Annotated in this window: 16 protein-coding genes; 11 read left to right on the top strand and 5 right to left on the bottom strand. The window is 36.2% G+C overall.

All coding sequences use genetic code 11. From position 1 onward, the window contains the following. Positions 1-107: 107 nt before the first annotated feature. Complete coding sequence (locus tag A9G40_RS04880; RefSeq protein WP_065582136.1) at positions 108-1,451, bottom strand: ATP-binding protein; 1,344 nt, start codon at positions 1,449-1,451, stop codon at positions 108-110. Next, entirely contained in the window at positions 1,448-2,176 is a 729-nt protein-coding gene (locus A9G40_RS04875; RefSeq protein WP_065582135.1) for a response regulator transcription factor, read from the bottom strand. The genes A9G40_RS04880 and A9G40_RS04875 overlap by 4 nt, the downstream gene beginning before the upstream one ends. Positions 2,177-2,285: 109 nt before the next feature. Between A9G40_RS04875 and A9G40_RS04870 the strand changes: the two genes are divergently transcribed. Genes A9G40_RS04870 through A9G40_RS04855 form a run of 4 tightly spaced genes read left to right on the top strand, consistent with a single transcriptional unit; the run spans position 2,286 to position 4,673 of the window. After that, positions 2,286-3,068, top strand: coding sequence for an MtnX-like HAD-IB family phosphatase (locus tag A9G40_RS04870; RefSeq protein ID WP_218057738.1), 783 nt, complete (start codon positions 2,286-2,288; stop codon positions 3,066-3,068). Between the two features lie 12 nt (positions 3,069-3,080). Further along, the gene (locus A9G40_RS04865) at positions 3,081-3,914 is read left to right on the top strand and encodes an alpha/beta hydrolase (RefSeq protein ID WP_065582134.1); all 834 of its coding nucleotides are present in this window, start codon (positions 3,081-3,083) and stop codon (positions 3,912-3,914) included. Continuing rightward, positions 3,914-4,270 carry an EamA family transporter gene (locus A9G40_RS04860; protein WP_065582133.1) on the top strand — a complete coding sequence of 119 codons (357 nt, stop codon included), beginning with the start codon at positions 3,914-3,916 and terminating at the stop codon, positions 4,268-4,270. Before A9G40_RS04865 ends, A9G40_RS04860 begins: the two co-directional genes overlap by 1 nt. A 1-nt stretch (position 4,271) precedes the next feature. After that, positions 4,272-4,673 carry a DMT family transporter gene (locus A9G40_RS04855; protein WP_065582132.1) on the top strand — a complete coding sequence of 134 codons (402 nt, stop codon included), beginning with the start codon at positions 4,272-4,274 and terminating at the stop codon, positions 4,671-4,673. 56 nt (positions 4,674-4,729) lie between these two features. Here A9G40_RS04855 and A9G40_RS04850 read toward each other — a convergent pair whose 3' ends face one another. The 3 genes from A9G40_RS04850 to A9G40_RS04840 form a co-directional block, all read right to left on the bottom strand. Continuing rightward, entirely contained in the window at positions 4,730-5,608 is an 879-nt protein-coding gene (locus A9G40_RS04850; protein WP_065582131.1) for an arginase family protein, read from the bottom strand. Continuing rightward, positions 5,605-6,654: a GNAT family N-acetyltransferase gene (locus tag A9G40_RS04845; protein ID WP_065582130.1), complete on the bottom strand. Its 1,050-nt coding sequence runs from the start codon at positions 6,652-6,654 to the stop codon at positions 5,605-5,607. Before A9G40_RS04845 ends, A9G40_RS04850 begins: the two co-directional genes overlap by 4 nt. Before the next feature lie 66 nt (positions 6,655-6,720). Next, a complete protein-coding gene (locus A9G40_RS04840; RefSeq protein ID WP_141675190.1) occupies positions 6,721-8,130 on the bottom strand; it encodes an aspartate aminotransferase family protein in 1,410 nt (469 codons plus the stop codon). Between the two features lie 168 nt (positions 8,131-8,298). Between A9G40_RS04840 and A9G40_RS04835 the strand changes: the two genes are divergently transcribed. The 7 genes from A9G40_RS04835 (at position 8,299) to gyrB (ending at position 17,577) form a co-directional block, all read left to right on the top strand. After that, entirely contained in the window at positions 8,299-9,048 is a 750-nt protein-coding gene (locus A9G40_RS04835) for a MipA/OmpV family protein (protein ID WP_065582129.1), read from the top strand. A 113-nt stretch (positions 9,049-9,161) separates the two neighbouring features. Beyond that, the gene (locus A9G40_RS04830; RefSeq protein WP_065582128.1) at positions 9,162-10,070 is read left to right on the top strand and encodes a recombination-associated protein RdgC; all 909 of its coding nucleotides are present in this window, start codon (positions 9,162-9,164) and stop codon (positions 10,068-10,070) included. A 193-nt stretch (positions 10,071-10,263) separates the two neighbouring features. Further along, on the top strand, positions 10,264-11,358 hold the full coding sequence (gene ompA, locus A9G40_RS04825) for a porin OmpA (RefSeq protein WP_065582127.1): 1,095 nt from the start codon (positions 10,264-10,266) through the stop codon (positions 11,356-11,358). A gap of 167 nt (positions 11,359-11,525) precedes the next feature. Then, positions 11,526-12,884 (top strand): chromosomal replication initiator protein DnaA, encoded by a 1,359-nt coding sequence (gene dnaA, locus A9G40_RS04820; protein WP_065582126.1) that lies wholly within the window; start codon positions 11,526-11,528, stop codon positions 12,882-12,884. 15 nt (positions 12,885-12,899) lie between these two features. Beyond that, complete coding sequence (dnaN, locus tag A9G40_RS04815) at positions 12,900-14,003, top strand: DNA polymerase III subunit beta (RefSeq protein ID WP_065582125.1); 1,104 nt, start codon at positions 12,900-12,902, stop codon at positions 14,001-14,003. A 46-nt stretch (positions 14,004-14,049) separates the two neighbouring features. Then, a complete protein-coding gene (gene recF, locus A9G40_RS04810; protein ID WP_065582124.1) occupies positions 14,050-15,123 on the top strand; it encodes a DNA replication/repair protein RecF in 1,074 nt (357 codons plus the stop codon). 42 nt (positions 15,124-15,165) lie between these two features. Next, positions 15,166-17,577, top strand: a complete 2,412-nt coding sequence (gyrB, locus tag A9G40_RS04805) for a DNA topoisomerase (ATP-hydrolyzing) subunit B (RefSeq protein WP_065582123.1) — start codon at positions 15,166-15,168, stop codon at positions 17,575-17,577. Positions 17,578-17,748: the final 171 nt, after the last annotated feature.

Here is a 17,748-nt window from a genome sequence, read left to right as displayed (position 1 = left end):
TTGCATAAAAAGCGCGATCTTTCACAAAAAACAGCCAAATAAAAACTTCAATAAAATCAATAGCTTTTCTGACGCACTTTTACAAGGTGCGATAAAGAACAATTGTTTTAAGCATCACCTGATTTTAACGAAACCACAAATCTTGCACCACCAAGCGGGCTGGTTACAACAAAGGCTTTGCCATCATGAAATTCTGCCATTAATTTTACATAAGCTAAACCAAGCCCATAACCACCGGTTGAGCGGGTTCGACTAGTATCAAGCCGAGCAAAAGGCATAAAAATCTTTTCACGCGCATCAAATGGAATTCCGGTACCATCATCATCAATCTCAAAGATGACTTGATTTCCTTGTTTAGTGATATTTAAAACTGCTTTATGTGCTGCATATTTAAAGGCATTTAGTAACAAATTTTTAACAATCGTTTCAACTAAATTAGTATCAATTATCGCTTGCACATCTTGGCAATTACAAGTGAGTTCAAATCCTTTTGGCTTAAATAATGTGAGTGATTGGCAGATTTTGTCACCCCACGCTTTTAGCGATACGGACGTTAGGTTTAGTTCAATATTACTTTGTTGCATTTTGAAGTAATTTAAACTAGCCGTAATTAATGTTTCAAGTTCGTTAATATCATCACTCATGCCTTTTTGTAAAAGTCGTTTTTCTTGCTCGTCGTTAGACTCTTCCAGCATACTAAGTTCAAATCGCATACGCGCAAGCGGTGTGCGTAATTCATGCGCCATGGCATGAGATATCGTTTGATTAGTGCTCACTAAGTGTTCTATATGCGTTCCCATATTATTTAACACATTAGCAAGTGGCTTAAATAACCAGCCTTTTACATTTTCAGTTCGTGCTTTTAAATTACCTTGCCCAAGCTGTTCGGCAGTTTGTCTAATATTGACTAGATCTTTCCAAACCGCACTAAAAGCCAGATAAATTAAAATAAAAAAGATGATTGCACTAAATAATGCCCAAATAATCAAAAATAGGGTTAATGACATGGTGTTGGATGCCAAAATATCCCGCACAACTATTGGGCCTAATTGGAGCAAATGCTCATCTTTTACATCAATATAAACGACCTCTTTGTCGCTATCATAAGAAAACCCAAGCTTTGCTAGCTCGTCAAGCACCACTTCGGATAACGGAGTATTTACAGACAGTACTTTGATAGGATAAGCAAAATAGGGTTGTAGTTCGTTAACCACTTCTTGAAGAGGGCGATCTTTATGCTGGTTGATTTGCATACGAATAAGGTTGACCGTGCCACGCTGAGATTCTCGAAACACAATATGATCATCTGGTATATCCGTTAATGAAGAAGGTAATGAATCAAATACAAGTAAAGCACCATAAGCAATAATACTTTGTAGCAGTAGTAAGATGACGAGATAGAATATAATTCGGCGATTAAAAAATAGCGGTTTAGCTAATAGTTGGCTCAATGGCTGTCTCCTTCTCGCATAAATAAATACCCCTTTCCTCGAACTGTTTTAATGCGTGATGGGTTATCTGGATCATCGAGTAATTTACGTCGAAGCCTTGAAACTCGAGCATCAATTGAACGATCGCTACCATCAAAATCGATACCTCTGACCTGAGAAAAAATGTCATTTCGAGATAAAATGATCCCTGCATTATGCGCAAGCAACCATAACAGATCAAATTCCGCAGTGGTTAAATCAATTTCTTGCTCTTGCAGTAGTACTTTGCGATTTTCACCATCAATAACTAAATTATCAAATATAAGGGTTTTATTGTTGTGTGGCACAATCCATTCTTTAGTATGCTCTTTATCCGTTTCTATCTGTTTTCGGCGGAATAAAGCCCGTATTCGTGCCAACAATAATCTTGGCTCAACAGGTTTTGCCAAATAATCATCGGCCCCTAATTCAAGCCCAACAATTTCATCAATATTATCTTCGCTAGCCGTCATGATGAGAATATAGTTAGTAAACCATGTACGTATATCACGACAGATATCAAAACCCGTTTTTTCAGGAAGCATGACATCTAATATCACCAAATCGGGATTAAGTTGTTGAATTTTTTCTTCGGCTCCTTTACCACTATTATGCCATTCCACAAGGTATCCTTGGCGAATTAGATAAACTTGAATCAAATTGGCTAGCCGTTGATCATCTTCAATGATTAATATACGTTCACTCATTATGCGCTCTTAATTGCGTAGCTGATATTTAGAGGTGCCTCATTATACAGACATTTTATTGGCCGTTACAAAACATATACAAAGAGTCTACAAAGTTTATTGCCACTCTATGAGAAAATCTGCGCCAATATTTATAAATAAACTAGTTTTATATCAAATCAATATGGATGCTTTTTCATCAATAACAAATTCCCTTTCTTCTCCAAATTATACACAACATAAGACGCCAATTGTCTTGTGTGATTTTGATGGAACCATTAGTGTAAAAGATGTGACAGATACATTACTGAGCCACTTTGGGCAAGCTGGTTGTGATGAACTTGAAGAATTGTGGGTAAGTGGCAAAATTGGCTCTCAAGAATGTATGAGCAAACAAATTGCCTTAATGGATGCAAGCCTCGATGAACTCAATGAAGTCTTATCTCAAATTGAAATTGACGCGGATTTTAAATCTTTTATTAATTACGCCGAACAAAACAATATTCCTGTTCACGTGGTTAGCGACGGGCTAGATTATGCAATTGAGTTTATTTTAAAACGTCATGGCATTGCGCGTTTACCTATTTTCGCCAATAAATTGATGCATAATGATTTGCGCAGTTGGCGTCTAGAGTTCCCTTATGCGAATAAAGACTGTATTAAACAAAGTGGCAATTGCAAATGTCATCATGTTAAAAAACAGCAATATTTTCCGCAAATACTCTATGTCGGCGATGGCACATCAGATTACTGCGTATCACATCATGTTGATTTTGTGTTTGCCAAAGATAAACTAGTTAATTATTGCAAAGAAAATCATATTAATCACTGCAAAATTACCAGCTTCGCAGAGGTAACCACCGCATTAAAACAGGCTAAACATGCTGTTATCCCCGTCACAATGGTAAAATAACAAGGAATACTAATGAGTACAATTCAAGATTTATCTTACTTTTTACCTGGAAACAGAAATGGCGTGTTATTAATTCATGGTTTAACTGGCACCCCGAATGAAATGCGAATTTTGGCCAATGGCTTACATAAAGCAGGATTTACGGTTTATGCAATCCAACTCGCTGGGCATTGTGGCACCGAAGAAGATCTGTGTAAAACAACATGGCAAGATTGGTATAAAAGCGTGCAAGATGGTGCTGATTATTTAGCGCAGCATGTGGATAATATCTTTGTTGCTGGACTATCAATGGGGGCACTCCTTGCGCTCAAACTGGCAGTAGATAGACCTGAACAAATTAAAGGAGTTGGCGTATTAGCGCCCACATTTTGTTACGATGGTTGGAGTATGCCATTTTGGGCAAAAAAACTGTTTTTCTTACTTGTTTACTTTAAAAAATTGGGTATTTTTCAAAAACAGGTTTTCATTGAACAACCACCTTATGGGCTTAAAGATGAGCGCATTCGTGCGGTAGTCTCTGAAAGTATGTTAAGTGGTGATGCCGCCTCAGCAGGGCTTGCGGGTAACCCTTTTCCGGCTCTTGCTGAGATGCAGTTATTAGCAAAACATATGCGCAAGCAATTACCCAAAGTCATTTCGCCTTGCTTAATTATGCATTCTGGTAATGATGATATCGCCAATATAGAAACTAATGCAAAATTGGTTGAAAAACAGGTGTCAGGACCAACAAAATTGGTAGTATTAAATAATAGCTATCATTTAATTACCATCGATAGCCAACGCCGTGAAGTGATTAAGGAATGCGCCTCGTTCTTTGATAATATAGCAGAAGGAATAAAAGCATAATGTCACCATTAGTTATCATACTTTGGGTTTGTAATATCTGTTTTGATACATTAGGGCAAGTCGCTTTTAAATTTGCAGCCATCGCACCCAATAATCGTGATGGTTGGTATTACTGGCTCGATTTATCTAAAAATAAGTGGATTTGGGTTGGGATTATATCCTACGTTGCTGAATTTTTACTATGGTTAGCCTTTTTAACCTTAGTTCCTCTTTCTCAAGGGGTGTTACTTGCTTCATTTAATATCATTACTATCATGGTGGTTGGGCGCATTATTTTCAAAGAACTACTAACTATTTATCGCTTAATTGGAATGCTATTAATTACTGCTGGTGTCGTTTTTGTAGGGATGTCTTAATATGGCTAGATTCTATGTTATTGGTTTTTCTGTATTGCTCTTTTTTGACACAATTGCGCAATGCAGCTTCAAATTGACGGCTATTGAGGCTCAACCGCTAGAAATGAGCATTGAATGGCTAATTCGCGTATTTACTAATCCTTGGATTTATATCTCAATAGCGGGGTATATTCTAACTTTCTTTACTTGGATGACGCTATTAAAAAAAGCGCCAGTAGGCCCAGCTTTTGCCGCATCACACTTTGAAGTCGTTACGGTGATGATTGCATCAATTTGGTTATTTAATGAACAAATCACCTTGTTCAAATTCGTTGGCACCATACTCATTGTTTCTGGAATTCTATTTTTAGCTATCGCTGAAAGTAAATTGGCTAAACAAGAATCCAGCAATCAAACCCACTAAAAATAATTACTCAAAAAAAGCAGGGTTATACTCAAACCTGCTTTCCTTGAAATTTTTTATAACGACAATGCTAATGCGTTTAGTAATGTCAAATTTAGCTGATGCTGTTCTTGTTGCCACTCATTTAGCTTTTCAGATGAAATAATGGGTTGCTTATCTAATGAGCTTAAAAAACGCTTAAACCAACTCGATGGCTGCCATATTGATAACTCACCAGTGATATCACTACCAACAATGCGTTGTTTAATTGAGGAAATCGTATCTAATAAATGGTAAGTTTGCAACTGACCTTGATCCCAATTAGTGTGGATCACCTCTTCGCTTAATACATCTTTATCAATCGATAAGTAAATGGGCTGGGCACAATGGTATTGTTCCGATAAAAAACTGGCAATGAGATCATCTGGCGATTCAAAATATCGAAACGCGTGAGCCAAACCGATTTTTCTCGCCCAAGCGGTATTCACGTTTAAACTCCAGTAAGTGAGCTTTTTATGAAAAAGCGGTGCCCATCTATTTTCCCAAAAATGAGTAAGCCCAATATCATTAGACGTAATTCCAAGCACATGTACATGACTCACAAAAGGCAAACTTGCCACATAGCTAACCCATGAACCACAATGAATGCCAAATAAATAACGCATATTATCTGGGTGATTATCAAAAACCACAACTTGAATTGGATTTTCGGCTGAATATTGTTTAGCGAGATTTTCAATTAATAATAACGAAATATGGTGATAATCGCCACTGCCTATAAGTACCGTGCCATAATTTTCAGGTAAAGATTGTTCTAGTAATAATTGAAATTGTTTGAATTTTTTTTCACTACAACCAAAGCGAATACTCTCTTGCCAGTTATTAACATCAATTGTTTTGGCATCATTAATCTGACCGACGCTGTGATCAAAATTGAGTATAATTGGGGAGGTCATGCTACTTTCTCCTTGTCACTTTCAAAATGACCAATGAATTTGCGTAATATCACCCGTAATAATGGATTTCGGATATAAACTAAATGCTTTGATAATGTAAAACTAGCGCCAAGAGAGGCTTTAACTTCTGGATCAGTCCAACCGGCAATATAATGACTAAATCCTTGCTGTAGCGCATATTCAAGATTAAAAAACCAACTAACATAGTAGAGGTTTAACTCTCTCGCTTTGGGATAAACCATGCCAATATATTTATCTACCAACATATTGTTAACAACAAAACAGATATTATAACCGACTAATTGATCATCATCATAATAAGTAACAATATGCGCATTTCTCGTTTTACTCTGTAATAACTGCGTAAAAAAGGGTTTGGTAAGTAAATCAAAATGCACTTCGCTTTGCTGATAGACATTAAGATAAAGTTGATAATACTCATCTAAAACAGCATCGTTAAAAAAAGATTCATCACCACTATGCAAAACCTTGATACTCAGTTTTTCGCGTGAGCGTAGTTTACGTCTGAAATTTTTACGGCGACTATAAGAAAAACGCGATAAAACTTCATCTAAGTTTTTAAAATCAATCGGCACCCAAGCTAATGCTTGACCTTCTACTTCGATAAATCCTTGTTCTTTTAAGGCTGAAATAAATTGTGTTGAATATTGATTATCTTTTTTACTCAATAAAGGAGATGCAGACGGTATATCTTTGATAATCATAAAAGGATATTGCTTCGCATAGGCTTTTTTAAGATTATTCGCCAACTCATTAGCATCAACATCATTAGTCAACAACGCATTTTCAGAAACCGTCGATCCCACAAAACAAGTTTTGGGTTGTAACCAGTGACGCCATTTTTTTGAAAATGGTAATTTCTCGATTTTATTTTTAAAATTGTCATCAGCAGTAGTAAGTAAATCGAACTTAGCAGAAAAAACAGGCACACCATCTTCACTCAACCAAGCTGAAAAATCTTGTGGTGGATGAGTTAAAAAATTGTCGATTAATTCATTCGGTTCTAACTGATTGATGTATTTCATAACAATATAACGAGTAATTGATTCAATTCGATAAGAAGCCCCGCCAATAAAATTGACGGGGAATGATTAAAGTTCTTTTTTAGCACGTGTAATAAGTTGATCGAGTAATTCAATACCTTGATCAATCTCTTGACGAGAAATATGTAACGATGGAGCAAAAGTAATGACATTTTTGTAATAACCACCAATATCAAGTACTAAGCCCATTTTTTTACCATTCCAATCAAGATCACCTGACATACCAATATCAACCATCTTATCAACTAAAGCTTTATTGGCAGTAAAGCCATCTTCAGTACAAATTTCAGCACGAAGCGCTAAACCTAAGCCATCAACTTCGCCGATCTCTTTGTGTTTCTTCTCAAGTGTTTTTAAACCTTCTAGGAAGTAAGCACCACTCTCCATGACCATTTTTTCGTAATCGGTTTCAGAAGTCATTTTTAACACTTCAAGACCAACTGCTGTACCAAGTGGATTTGAGGCAAAAGTTGAGTGAGTTGAACCAACTGGGAATACTTGTGGATTAATTAATTCTTCACGTGCCCATAAACCGCCTAGTGGATTAAGTCCATTAGTTAATGCTTTAGCAAAAACCACAACATCAGGTTTGACATCAAAGTGTTCAATTGACCAAAGTTTACCTGTACGGTAAAAGCCCATTTGGATTTCATCAACGACTAATAAAATACCATACTGATCTAACACTTTTTTAAGACCTTTAAAGTAATTACGCGGTGGCACAATATAACCACCTGTTGCTTGTAAAGGTTCGGCATAAAACGCTGCATATTCCGCTTGTCCAACTTTTGGATCCCAAACACCGTGGTATTCGGTTTCAAATAAACGCGCAAATTCAGCCACCAAATGTTCACCATATTCTTCTGCTGTCATGCCTTTGGGACGGCGGAAAGGGTATGGGAATGGAACAAACATAGCACGATCGCCAAAATGACCATAGCGACGACGATAACGATAACTTGATGTGATAGATGAAGCGCCTAAAGTACGACCATGGTATCCACCTTGGAAAGCAAACATTAATGATTTACCACCCGAGGCATTACGAACTAATTTTAATGAGTCTTCAATACATTGTGAACCACCTACATTGAAATGTACTCGACCTTCGTAACCAAAGCGTTTTTCCATACCTTGCGCAATGGTTTTAGCTAATTCAATTTTAGTTGGGTGCAAATATTGGCTGGCACATTGTGGTAAGATATCAATTTGTTTTTTTAGAACGTTGTTTAGACGTTCATTAGCATAACCAAAGTTACATGCTGAATACCACATTTGTAGATCTAAGAAAGCTTTGCCTTCTTTGTCGTACATGTAGCTACCTTCACAACCATCAAAGATTTTTGGCGGTTCAACGTAATGAACAGTGTCACCAAAAGAACAATATTTTGCTTCATCTGCTAACAAAGTCGCATCATCAGGACGACTGTTAATCATTTCTAAAGTTGGTTTACTCATAATTATCTAACTAATCCATATTCAAACACGATAAAATGTGGCATTATTATTAAAGAAAATGGATTGTAACAATGTACGATTAGTGTATAGATTTTGTGACGATAACCCTGAGAGGCAAAATTATTGCAATAATTGTCTTGAGTCATATTGCGAGAAGTGGGTATCAGAATGAAAAATTTAAGCTGCATAATTTCAATCTTATCAATGTTTCCTTTAGGCTATACTCAAATTGCATCAGCCGATCCCACATCATTAGGTATCGGCTTAGGCTGGTCTAATTCACCCTATAAGAGTTATCGCTCAAGCTTCTATCCTATTCCTCATATTGATTATGATAATGGTTCCTTTTTTATTGATGATCTCTCTACCGGTATTTACGCATTAAACGACGACAACCAAAGTCTATCATTTGGTGCTCGCTATCTTGCTAATGAATTTAAACCTCATGATGCTAACAATCGCATGCTAAAAAAATTTAACAGCCGTCACTCTACTTTATTGGCAGAAGTAAATTACGATATCATTACAGATTGGGGGATTTTTTCAAGCAGTATTGGCGCTGACGTTCTTGGTAAAAGTCACAGTATCTTAGTGAATACTGACTATACCGTGCCTTACATACAAGGTAATTTAATTGTCGCACCCACGATTGGTATAAATTGGGCTAATAGTAAACATAATACCTATTATTATGGCGTTTCTCATAAAGAGTCTTCACGTTCAGGTTTGCGTTATTTTAATTCAAATAGTTCTGTTACGCCTTACTTTGAAATTGGTGCACAATATTCTTTAACCGATAATATTGCTACTTTCGGTGGTATTCATATTGATGAACTGACAGGTAATGTAACTCACAGCCCTATGATTGATAATAATGTAACAACCTCAATTTATGCAGGTGTATCTTATAATTTTTAATTCATAAACATCGATACTGACAATGAAAAGATAACGACTTGTTACTCACTATCAGTTAGTATCAGTTTAAACAAAATAAAATCTTCATCACAAAATTCAGGAAATAGAAAAGTATGCTTTGGTTTAAAAATGCCATAATTTATCAACTTAATAGTGACACGCTACTTAATAAAGATGCGATAGAAAAAGCCTTAAAATCTCACCCTTTTACTCCCTGCGGTAATTTAGATACCACAAAGATGGGATGGGTTTCGCCTTATCATGATAATAATCAAGATGATTTGATTGTCGATATGCAAGGGCATTTATTATTACGTATCAAAAAAGAAACCAAAATATTACCAGCTCCCGTCATCAAACAAGCGCTATTAGAAAAAATTGATAAACAAGAGCAAGCACTAAGTAGAAAGCTCAGTAAAAATGAAAAAGCCACTTTAAAAGACGAAGTTATGATTGATTTGATGCCAAGAGCATTTAGTAAATATAATCACTATTGGCTATGGATCGATATGCACAATAAACGCATTATTGTTGATTGTAGTAGCTTTAAACAAGCTGAAGATATTTTAGCAATTTTACGCAAAGAGCTTGGTTCACTAGCATTAACGCCATTGTCTATTGACAAACCACTTGAACAAATCATGACTACATGGGTTAAAGAAAATCTGAATTTTCCACCATTTGTATTAGGCGATCAGGCCGAACTTAAAGATACCCTTGAAGGTAATGGGATTATTAGTTGTAAAAATCAAGATATCACCAGCGATGAAATGCGCGTCCATTTTGATTCAGGGAAATGGATAACTAAGATTAAAATTATTGATGAAAGAGGCATAAGCTTTATCATTAATAGCGATTTAACATTTAAACGAATTAAATTTGATGCTATTATTTTAGACGAAAATGAAGATATAGGATCAGATGAATTTGATAAAAAACTGGAAGCAGACTTTTTTATTATGGCTAATACATTAGCCAATACAATTGATGACTTTTACCTGACAATTAACAAAATTATTTGATAAAACTATTTAAAAATTTTCATATCATGATGGCAATAAATATAGCTTTGCCTATTATCTATGCTATACTAGCGTCAGATTATGTGTAGCATAATTATATAAAAATAAGTAATTGTTCTTTTTATTTGAAGTAAATTTTAAGCAACAAAAAACTAAACATCGTCTATAACAACATATAAGTTGAGGCAATAAAATGAAAAAAACAACCCTAGCTCTAGCAATCGCAGTTGCAAGTTTAACAGCCACTGCAGCTAACGCAGCATACGAAGACAACACTTTTTATACAGGTGCTAAATTAGGTTGGTCAGAGCTTTATAAATTAGATGCAAATAAAGTTCGTATTTCAGATCACTTTGGCATCAGCACTTCAGATCGTAGCAATGTTGCTGGCGGTGCTTTCCTTGGTTTCCAAGCAAATCCTTACTTAGCTTTCGAATTAGGCTACGACTGGTTAGGATCTGCTAAATATAAAAGATCTTTCAGTTATGCTGGAAAAAGCTATGATGTAGGTCATAGTAAAGTTTCTGCACAAGGTGTTTCTTTAACTGGTAAATTAAGTTATCCTATCATTGACGGTCTAGATATTTATGGTCGTGCAGGTGGTATGGTCACTATCGCTAAATGGAAAAACGGTGGATTGGTTAAAAAATATGACGCGCTTAGTCATGGCACGAAAACTGATCTATCCCCAGTTTATGCATTAGGTGTTGATTATCGTTTCGACGAAGACTTCTCTACTCGTTTAGAGTACCAATACGTTCACAATATTCATACTAAACCTGGCGCATCTCCAGATGCAGGTACTGTGAGTTTAGGTATTACTTACCGTTTAGGTTCACCAGCTATAGTTGCTCCTGTTGAATTAAAAACTGAAGTAAACCGTTACGTGTTAAATGAAGATGTTCTATTTGCTTATGCAAAAGCTGACTTAAAAGCTGAAGGTCGTCAAGCATTAGACAACTTACTTACAAATCTAGTTAAGATCAAACCAACTGAAAGTGCTATCGTAGTAATTGGTCATACTGACCGTATTGGTTCAGTAAGCTACAACCAAAAACTATCAGAACAACGTGCTAATTCAGTAATGAAATACTTAGTTGCCAATGGCGTGCCTTCTCACGTTATCAGTGCACGAGGTATGGGCAAATCTCAACCAGTTACTGGCACTAAATGTAATGCGCTTCGTGGTGCTAGCTTAAAAGCTTGTTTAGCCCCAGATCGCCGTGTTGAAATTGAAGTTAAAGCACTTAATGAAAGAGAAGTTGAAGTAATTAAATCAACAAAATAATCTTTGTTTCTTAACTTATTGATTAAAACCCAGTTAAAAGCTGGGTTTTTTTATCTATCTTTTTTGTTAACAACTAAATTATATATCACCTTAGAACTACAAATTATCCACAAAAAAGATTATAATGCTTTACGATATTGTTAGTAAGAAAAGTTGAAGGAGTTGCCGTGCCTACCGCTATTTGGCAAGATTGCCTTTCGCAATTACAAGAAGAAATCCCTACAACGGAATTCAATTTATGGATTCGCCCGTTGCAAGCGGAAATGGTCGATAATAAACTCTATATTTATGCGCCAAATAGGTTTGTCCTAGATTGGGTAAAAAATAAATATTTACCCACCATTAACCAATTATTAAATAAACTTTTTAATGATGATTCTCTAAAATTATTTCTTGAAGTTGGCTCAACCATATCCACTGATAAAAAAGCCCAAAGTAGCCAACGTAAAGCAGATGTTGTGCCTGCTTGGAAAACGACAAAGGAAACAAAGAATAATCATGTCTACCATTCAGGTATCAACCATAAACATACTTTCGATAGCTTTGTTGAGGGTAAATCAAATCAGCTTGCAGTGGCCGCAGCCAAACAAGTCGCTGAAAATCCAGGTAAAGCTTATAACCCTTTGTTTTTATATGGTTCTACCGGTTTAGGTAAAACGCACTTATTACATGCAGTTGGTAATCAAATAATGGCAGAAAAAAACAATGCCAAAGTTGTCTATATGCATTCAGAACGCTTTGTGCAAGATATGGTAAAAGCGCTACAAAATAATGCGATTGAAGAGTTTAAAAATTATTATCGCTCAGTCGATGCATTACTTATTGATGATATCCAATTTTTTGCAAATAAAGAGCGATCGCAAGAAGAATTTTTTCACACATTTAACTCTTTATTAGAAGGCAACCAACAAATTATCTTAACCTCTGATCGTTATCCAAAAGAAATTAATGGCGTTGAAGATCGCTTAAAATCGCGTTTTGGCTGGGGGTTAACCATCGCAATAGAACCGCCCGAGCTTGAAACTCGAGTGGCAATTTTAATGAAAAAAGCAGAAGAAAATAAAATAAAATTGCCCGAAGAAGTCGCTTTTTTTATTGCTAAACGATTACGTTCCAATGTTCGTGAGTTAGAAGGGGCACTTAACCGAGTCATCGCTAATGCTAATTTTACGGGGAAAGCTATTACCATTGATTTTGTTAAAGATGCCTTAAAAGATTTGCTAGCTTTACAAGAAAAACTGGTTACTATTGAAAATATACAAAAGACGGTTGCCGAATATTATAAAATTAAAGTATCAGATTTACTTTCTAAACGCCGTTCTCGTTCTGTTGCAAGACCAAGGCAGGTCGCTATGGCGCTTGCAAAAGAGCTTACTAATAAAAGCCTGCCTGAAATCGGTGATGGCTTTGGTGGCAGAGATCACACAACGGTATTGCATGCATGTAGAAAGATTGCAGAATTAAAAGAAGAAAGTAATAATATAAAAGAAGATTACTCCAATTTAATTCGAACTTTATCAACTTAACAAAGAATCAATACTATGAAATTTATTATCGATCGTGAAAAACTGATTAAACCATTGCAGCTTGTCAGTGCACCTTTGAGTAGTCGCCCTACACTACCTATTTTGGGTAATTTACTATTACAGGTGAGCGATAACACGCTATCAATGACGGGAACTGATCTTGAAATAGAGATGATATCGCATATACCATTAGTTGAACTAAGTGAACCTGGTGCAACAACCGTGCCAGCTAGGAAATTTCTTGATATTTGCCGAAACCTACCTAATAATGCTCAAATTTCAATAAGTGTCGATGATAATCGATTGATGATTCAATCAGGTCGTAGTAAATTTTCTTTATCCACACTGCCCGCTAGCGATTTTCCTAATTTAGAAAACTGGCAAAGTGATATTGATCTTTCCGTTCCACAAAAAACTATAAAACGGCTAATTGATGCTGTTCAATTTTCTATGGCTAACCAAGATGTAAGATATTACTTAAATGGTATGTTATTTGAAATTGAAGATGGATTATTAAAATCAGTTGCAACAGATGGGCATCGATTAGCTTTATGTGCACAGCCTATTGAGCAAGATACTAAAACTTCTTGTTCGGTCATTTTACCAAGAAAAGGGGTGCTTGAGCTTGCTAAACTGGTTAGTGATAACGACGAATTAATCACTATGCAAATTGGTAATAATAATTTGCGTGTTAACCTTGGTGACTTCACTTTCACATCAAAACTGATTGATGGAAGATTCCCCGATTACAAACGCGTATTACCACGCAATCCCGATAAACCACTTGAAGTATCCTGTGATGAGCTTAGAAACGCCTTATCACGTGTTGCGATCTTATCTAATGAAAAATTCCGTGGAATTAGGCTTCATGTCCATAACAATCAAATAAAAATTACGGCAAATAACCCCGAACAAGAAGAAGCAGAAGAAGTCATTGACGTCAAATATGCATCATCAGAGCTTGAAATTGGCTTTAATGTAACCTATTTACTTGATATATTAAACACATTGAAATGTGATAGCGTACAACTGTTATTAACTGATGCAACATCCAGTGTACAAATTGAAGATATTAATAATCAATCCGCCACTTATGTTGTTATGCCAATGCGCTTATAATCAACCACATCTAACTTTCCGGTTTCGGCCGGAATAATATAAGCATATGACTCTTTCAAAAATCCAAGTTCATCATTTCCGTAATATTGCTTATGCACAACTGTCTTTATCGCCACACTTTAACTTTATTGTTGGTGACAATGGAAGTGGGAAAACCAGCTTGCTTGAAGCTATTTACATGCTTGGCCACGGGCGTGCATTTAGACATACACAATCCAATCGAATTATCCAGCAGGAGCAACCTGAACTTGTGTTATTTAGTGAAATAAAAAACACCAACCAACAGGTTCATTCAATTGGTCTTGCAAAATCACGTAATAGCAATAATAAAATCAAAATAGATGGTGATGAAGGCTTTCGATTAACCGATTTAGCCAAATTATTACCCATTCAATTAATCACACCAGAAGGGTTTGATTTATTGACAGGGGGGCCCAAATATCGTCGTGCATTTATTGATTGGGGATGCTTCCATCATTATCCTGAATTTGTTTATTTATGGAATAATTTAAAGCGACTATTTAAACAGCGAAATGCATTATTAAAGCAATCCCAGAATTATAATCAATTATTACATTGGGATAAACAAATCGTACCTATTGCTGAAAAGATTAGCAACATTAGGGCAAATTATTCGCAACAAATTTTTCCTGAAATTATTCAAACTTGCATGGACTTTTTACCTGAATATCACCTTAGTTGCCACTATTATCAAGGTTGGGAACATGACACTGATTATGCTGAAATATTAAACAAGCACTACGAACGAGACAAGCTGCTTAACTACACATCAGTAGGGCCGCATAAAGCGGATATTCGGTTACGTGTCAGCAATATTCCTGTTGAAGACTTATTATCCCGCGGTCAATTAAAGTTATTAATGTGCGCTTTACGTTTAGCTCAAGGCGAATATTATTCAAAGCAAAATACTCAATCTTGTGTTTACCTAATTGATGATTTTGCCTCTGAATTAGATAACCACAAACGAGAGTTATTAGCCAAACGTTTAAAATTAGCCAATTCACAAGTATTTATTACCGCAGTTAACCAAGAACAAATTACCCATATGATCGATGAAAATGATAAGATTTTTCACATAAAATCTGGTATAATTTCGTAAATTTATAGAATGATATAAACAATTAATTAAGTCGAGAAATCCATGTCTAATTCTTATGATTCTTCTAGCATTAAAGTACTCAAAGGACTTGATGCTGTCCGTAAACGTCCAGGTATGTATATTGGTGATACTGATGATGGCACAGGACTTCACCATATGGTTTTTGAAGTGGTCGATAATGCCATTGACGAAGCATTAGCAGGTTATTGTCGCCATATTGAAGTCACTATCCATCCTGATAACTCCGTTTCTGTGCGTGACGATGGTCGTGGCATTCCAACTGGAATCCATGAGGAAGAAGGTGTTTCAGCGGCTGAAGTTATCATGACTGTATTACATGCTGGTGGTAAATTCGATGACAACTCATATAAAGTCTCTGGTGGCTTGCATGGCGTTGGCGTTTCAGTGGTTAACGCTTTATCAGATAAATTAGAATTAGTTATTTATCGTGAAGGGAAAATTCACCAACAAATTTATCAATTAGGCGTACCACAAGCCCCTCTTAAAGTTATTGGCGAAACCACTGAGTCTGGAACCTATGTCCGTTTCTGGCCAAGCCCTGAAACATTTACTAATATTGAATTTGTTTATGAAATATTAGCGAAACGACTACGTGAATTATCGTTCTTAAACTCAGGTGTATCAATAAGATTACTTGATGAGCGAACAGGCAAAAGTGAGCATTATCATTATGAAGGTGGTATTCAAGCTTTTGTTGAATACTTAAATAAAAATAAAAACCCTATTCATCCGAAAATATTCTATTTTAGTACTGAAAAAGATAACATTGGTGTCGAAATTGCATTGCAATGGAACGACGGCTATCAAGAAAATATCTACTGTTTTACTAATAATATTCCTCAACGAGATGGGGGAACGCATTTAGCTGGTTTCCGTGGAGCAATGACTCGCACATTAAATAACTACATGGAAAACGAAGGATACAGTAAAAAAGCCAAAATCAGTGCAACTGGCGACGATGCGCGCGAAGGGTTAATTGCCGTAGTCTCAGTCAAAGTGCCAGATCCTAAATTTTCCTCACAAACCAAAGATAAATTAGTGTCATCAGAAGTTAAATCTGCGGTTGAATCCGTCATGGGTGAAAAATTAGCAGAATATCTTCTTGAAAACCCAAGTGATGCCAAAATTGTAGTTGGGAAAATCATTGACGCAGCAAGAGCCCGTGAAGCAGCCCGTAAAGCTCGAGAAATGACCCGTCGTAAAGGCGCTTTAGACTTAGGCGGATTACCCGGTAAACTTGCTGATTGCCAAGAAAAAGATCCTGCCTTATCTGAGCTTTACTTAGTGGAAGGGGACTCTGCGGGGGGCTCGGCAAAACAAGGTCGTAACCGTAAAAATCAAGCAATTTTACCACTAAAAGGTAAGATATTGAACGTCGAAAAAGCCCGTTTTGACAAAATGCTTTCTTCGCAAGAAGTGGGAACACTAATCACCGCTCTCGGTTGTGGAATTGGTCGTGATGAATATAACCCAGATAAAATGCGTTATCATAGTATTATTATCATGACCGATGCCGATGTCGATGGTTCACATATTCGTACTCTATTACTAACGTTCTTTTATCGCCAAATGCCAGAAATCATAGAGCGTGGCTATGTTTATATTGCACAGCCGCCCTTATATAAAGTCAAAAAAGGCAAGCAAGAGCAATACATCAAAGATGATGAAGCAATGACGCAGTTTCAAATTGCTTTAGCCCTTGAAGATGCCTCATTACATGTTAATGACCATGCCCCTGCACTTGCAGGCGAAGCGTTAGAAAGACTCATTGCCGAATATCAAAAAGTCGAAAAACTGATTACCAAAATGGAGCGTCGTTACCCTAAAGCGCTACTTTCTGAATTGGTTTATCATGACGTATTAAACGAAAGTATTTTACAAAACCATCAGCAGGCTGAAAATTGGGCAAAAACCATTGTTGAAAAATTATCGAACAAGGAGCAACATGGCAGCAGCTACCTGTATTCAACTGAATATAATGAAAAAACACAATTATATGTGCCAATCATTAAAATCAGAACCCATGGTGTTGATACACATTATCCATTAGATCAAGTCTTTATCCATAGCAATGAATACCGTAATATCTGCCACCTTGGCGCACAATTAAAAGATCTGCTGGAAGAGAGTGCCTTTATTCAACGCGGTGAGCGTAAACAGCCAGTTGAATCTTTTGAAGAAGCCGTTGATTGGTTAATTAAAGAGTCTCGTCGTGGCTTAACTATTCAGCGTTATAAAGGTCTTGGCGAAATGAACCCTGAACAATTATGGGAAACCACCATGGATCCAACCAGTCGCCGTATGTTACAAGTCACCATCAAAGATGCAATTGAAGCAGATCAATTATTTACAACCCTTATGGGCGATGAAGTTGAACCTCGACGATTATTCATTGAAGAAAATGCCCTTAAAGCAGCTAATTTAGATTTCTAAATATTACTGCTATAAAAAACCAACAGAAAAACCAGACGCATGTCTGGTCAGATTGATGACAAACCTCGATATAATTCGGGGTTTATTTTTTTATTTAAACCATAAATAGGATTTTTAATTTGGATTTTATTAAATAAATTAAAAAATAGCTTAAAAAAACGTAACAAAAAT

The sequence above is a fragment of the Gilliamella sp. Nev3-1 genome (genome assembly GCF_001690435.1).
In the GTDB taxonomy this organism is placed as follows: domain Bacteria; phylum Pseudomonadota; class Gammaproteobacteria; order Enterobacterales; family Orbaceae; genus Gilliamella; species Gilliamella apicola_C.
This window is presented reverse-complemented; position numbering and strand designations above follow the sequence as displayed.

Coding starts and splice junctions, on each gene's coding strand:
- A9G40_RS04875 (WP_065582135.1), bottom strand. CDS start 2,176: ATGAGTGAACGTATATTAATCATTGAAGATGATCAACGGCTAGCCAAT.
- A9G40_RS04870 (WP_218057738.1), top strand. CDS start 2,286: ATGAGAAAATCTGCGCCAATATTTATAAATAAACTAGTTTTATATCAA.
- A9G40_RS04865 (WP_065582134.1), top strand. CDS start 3,081: ATGAGTACAATTCAAGATTTATCTTACTTTTTACCTGGAAACAGAAAT.
- A9G40_RS04860 (WP_065582133.1), top strand. CDS start 3,914: ATGTCACCATTAGTTATCATACTTTGGGTTTGTAATATCTGTTTTGAT.
- A9G40_RS04855 (WP_065582132.1), top strand. CDS start 4,272: ATGGCTAGATTCTATGTTATTGGTTTTTCTGTATTGCTCTTTTTTGAC.
- A9G40_RS04850 (WP_065582131.1), bottom strand. CDS start 5,608: ATGACCTCCCCAATTATACTCAATTTTGATCACAGCGTCGGTCAGATT.
- A9G40_RS04845 (WP_065582130.1), bottom strand. CDS start 6,654: ATGAAATACATCAATCAGTTAGAACCGAATGAATTAATCGACAATTTT.
- A9G40_RS04840 (WP_141675190.1), bottom strand. CDS start 8,130: ATGAGTAAACCAACTTTAGAAATGATTAACAGTCGTCCTGATGATGCG.
- A9G40_RS04835 (WP_065582129.1), top strand. CDS start 8,299: ATGAAAAATTTAAGCTGCATAATTTCAATCTTATCAATGTTTCCTTTA.
- A9G40_RS04830 (WP_065582128.1), top strand. CDS start 9,162: ATGCTTTGGTTTAAAAATGCCATAATTTATCAACTTAATAGTGACACG.
- ompA (WP_065582127.1), top strand. CDS start 10,264: ATGAAAAAAACAACCCTAGCTCTAGCAATCGCAGTTGCAAGTTTAACA.
- dnaN (WP_065582125.1), top strand. CDS start 12,900: ATGAAATTTATTATCGATCGTGAAAAACTGATTAAACCATTGCAGCTT.
- recF (WP_065582124.1), top strand. CDS start 14,050: ATGACTCTTTCAAAAATCCAAGTTCATCATTTCCGTAATATTGCTTAT.
- gyrB (WP_065582123.1), top strand. CDS start 15,166: ATGTCTAATTCTTATGATTCTTCTAGCATTAAAGTACTCAAAGGACTT.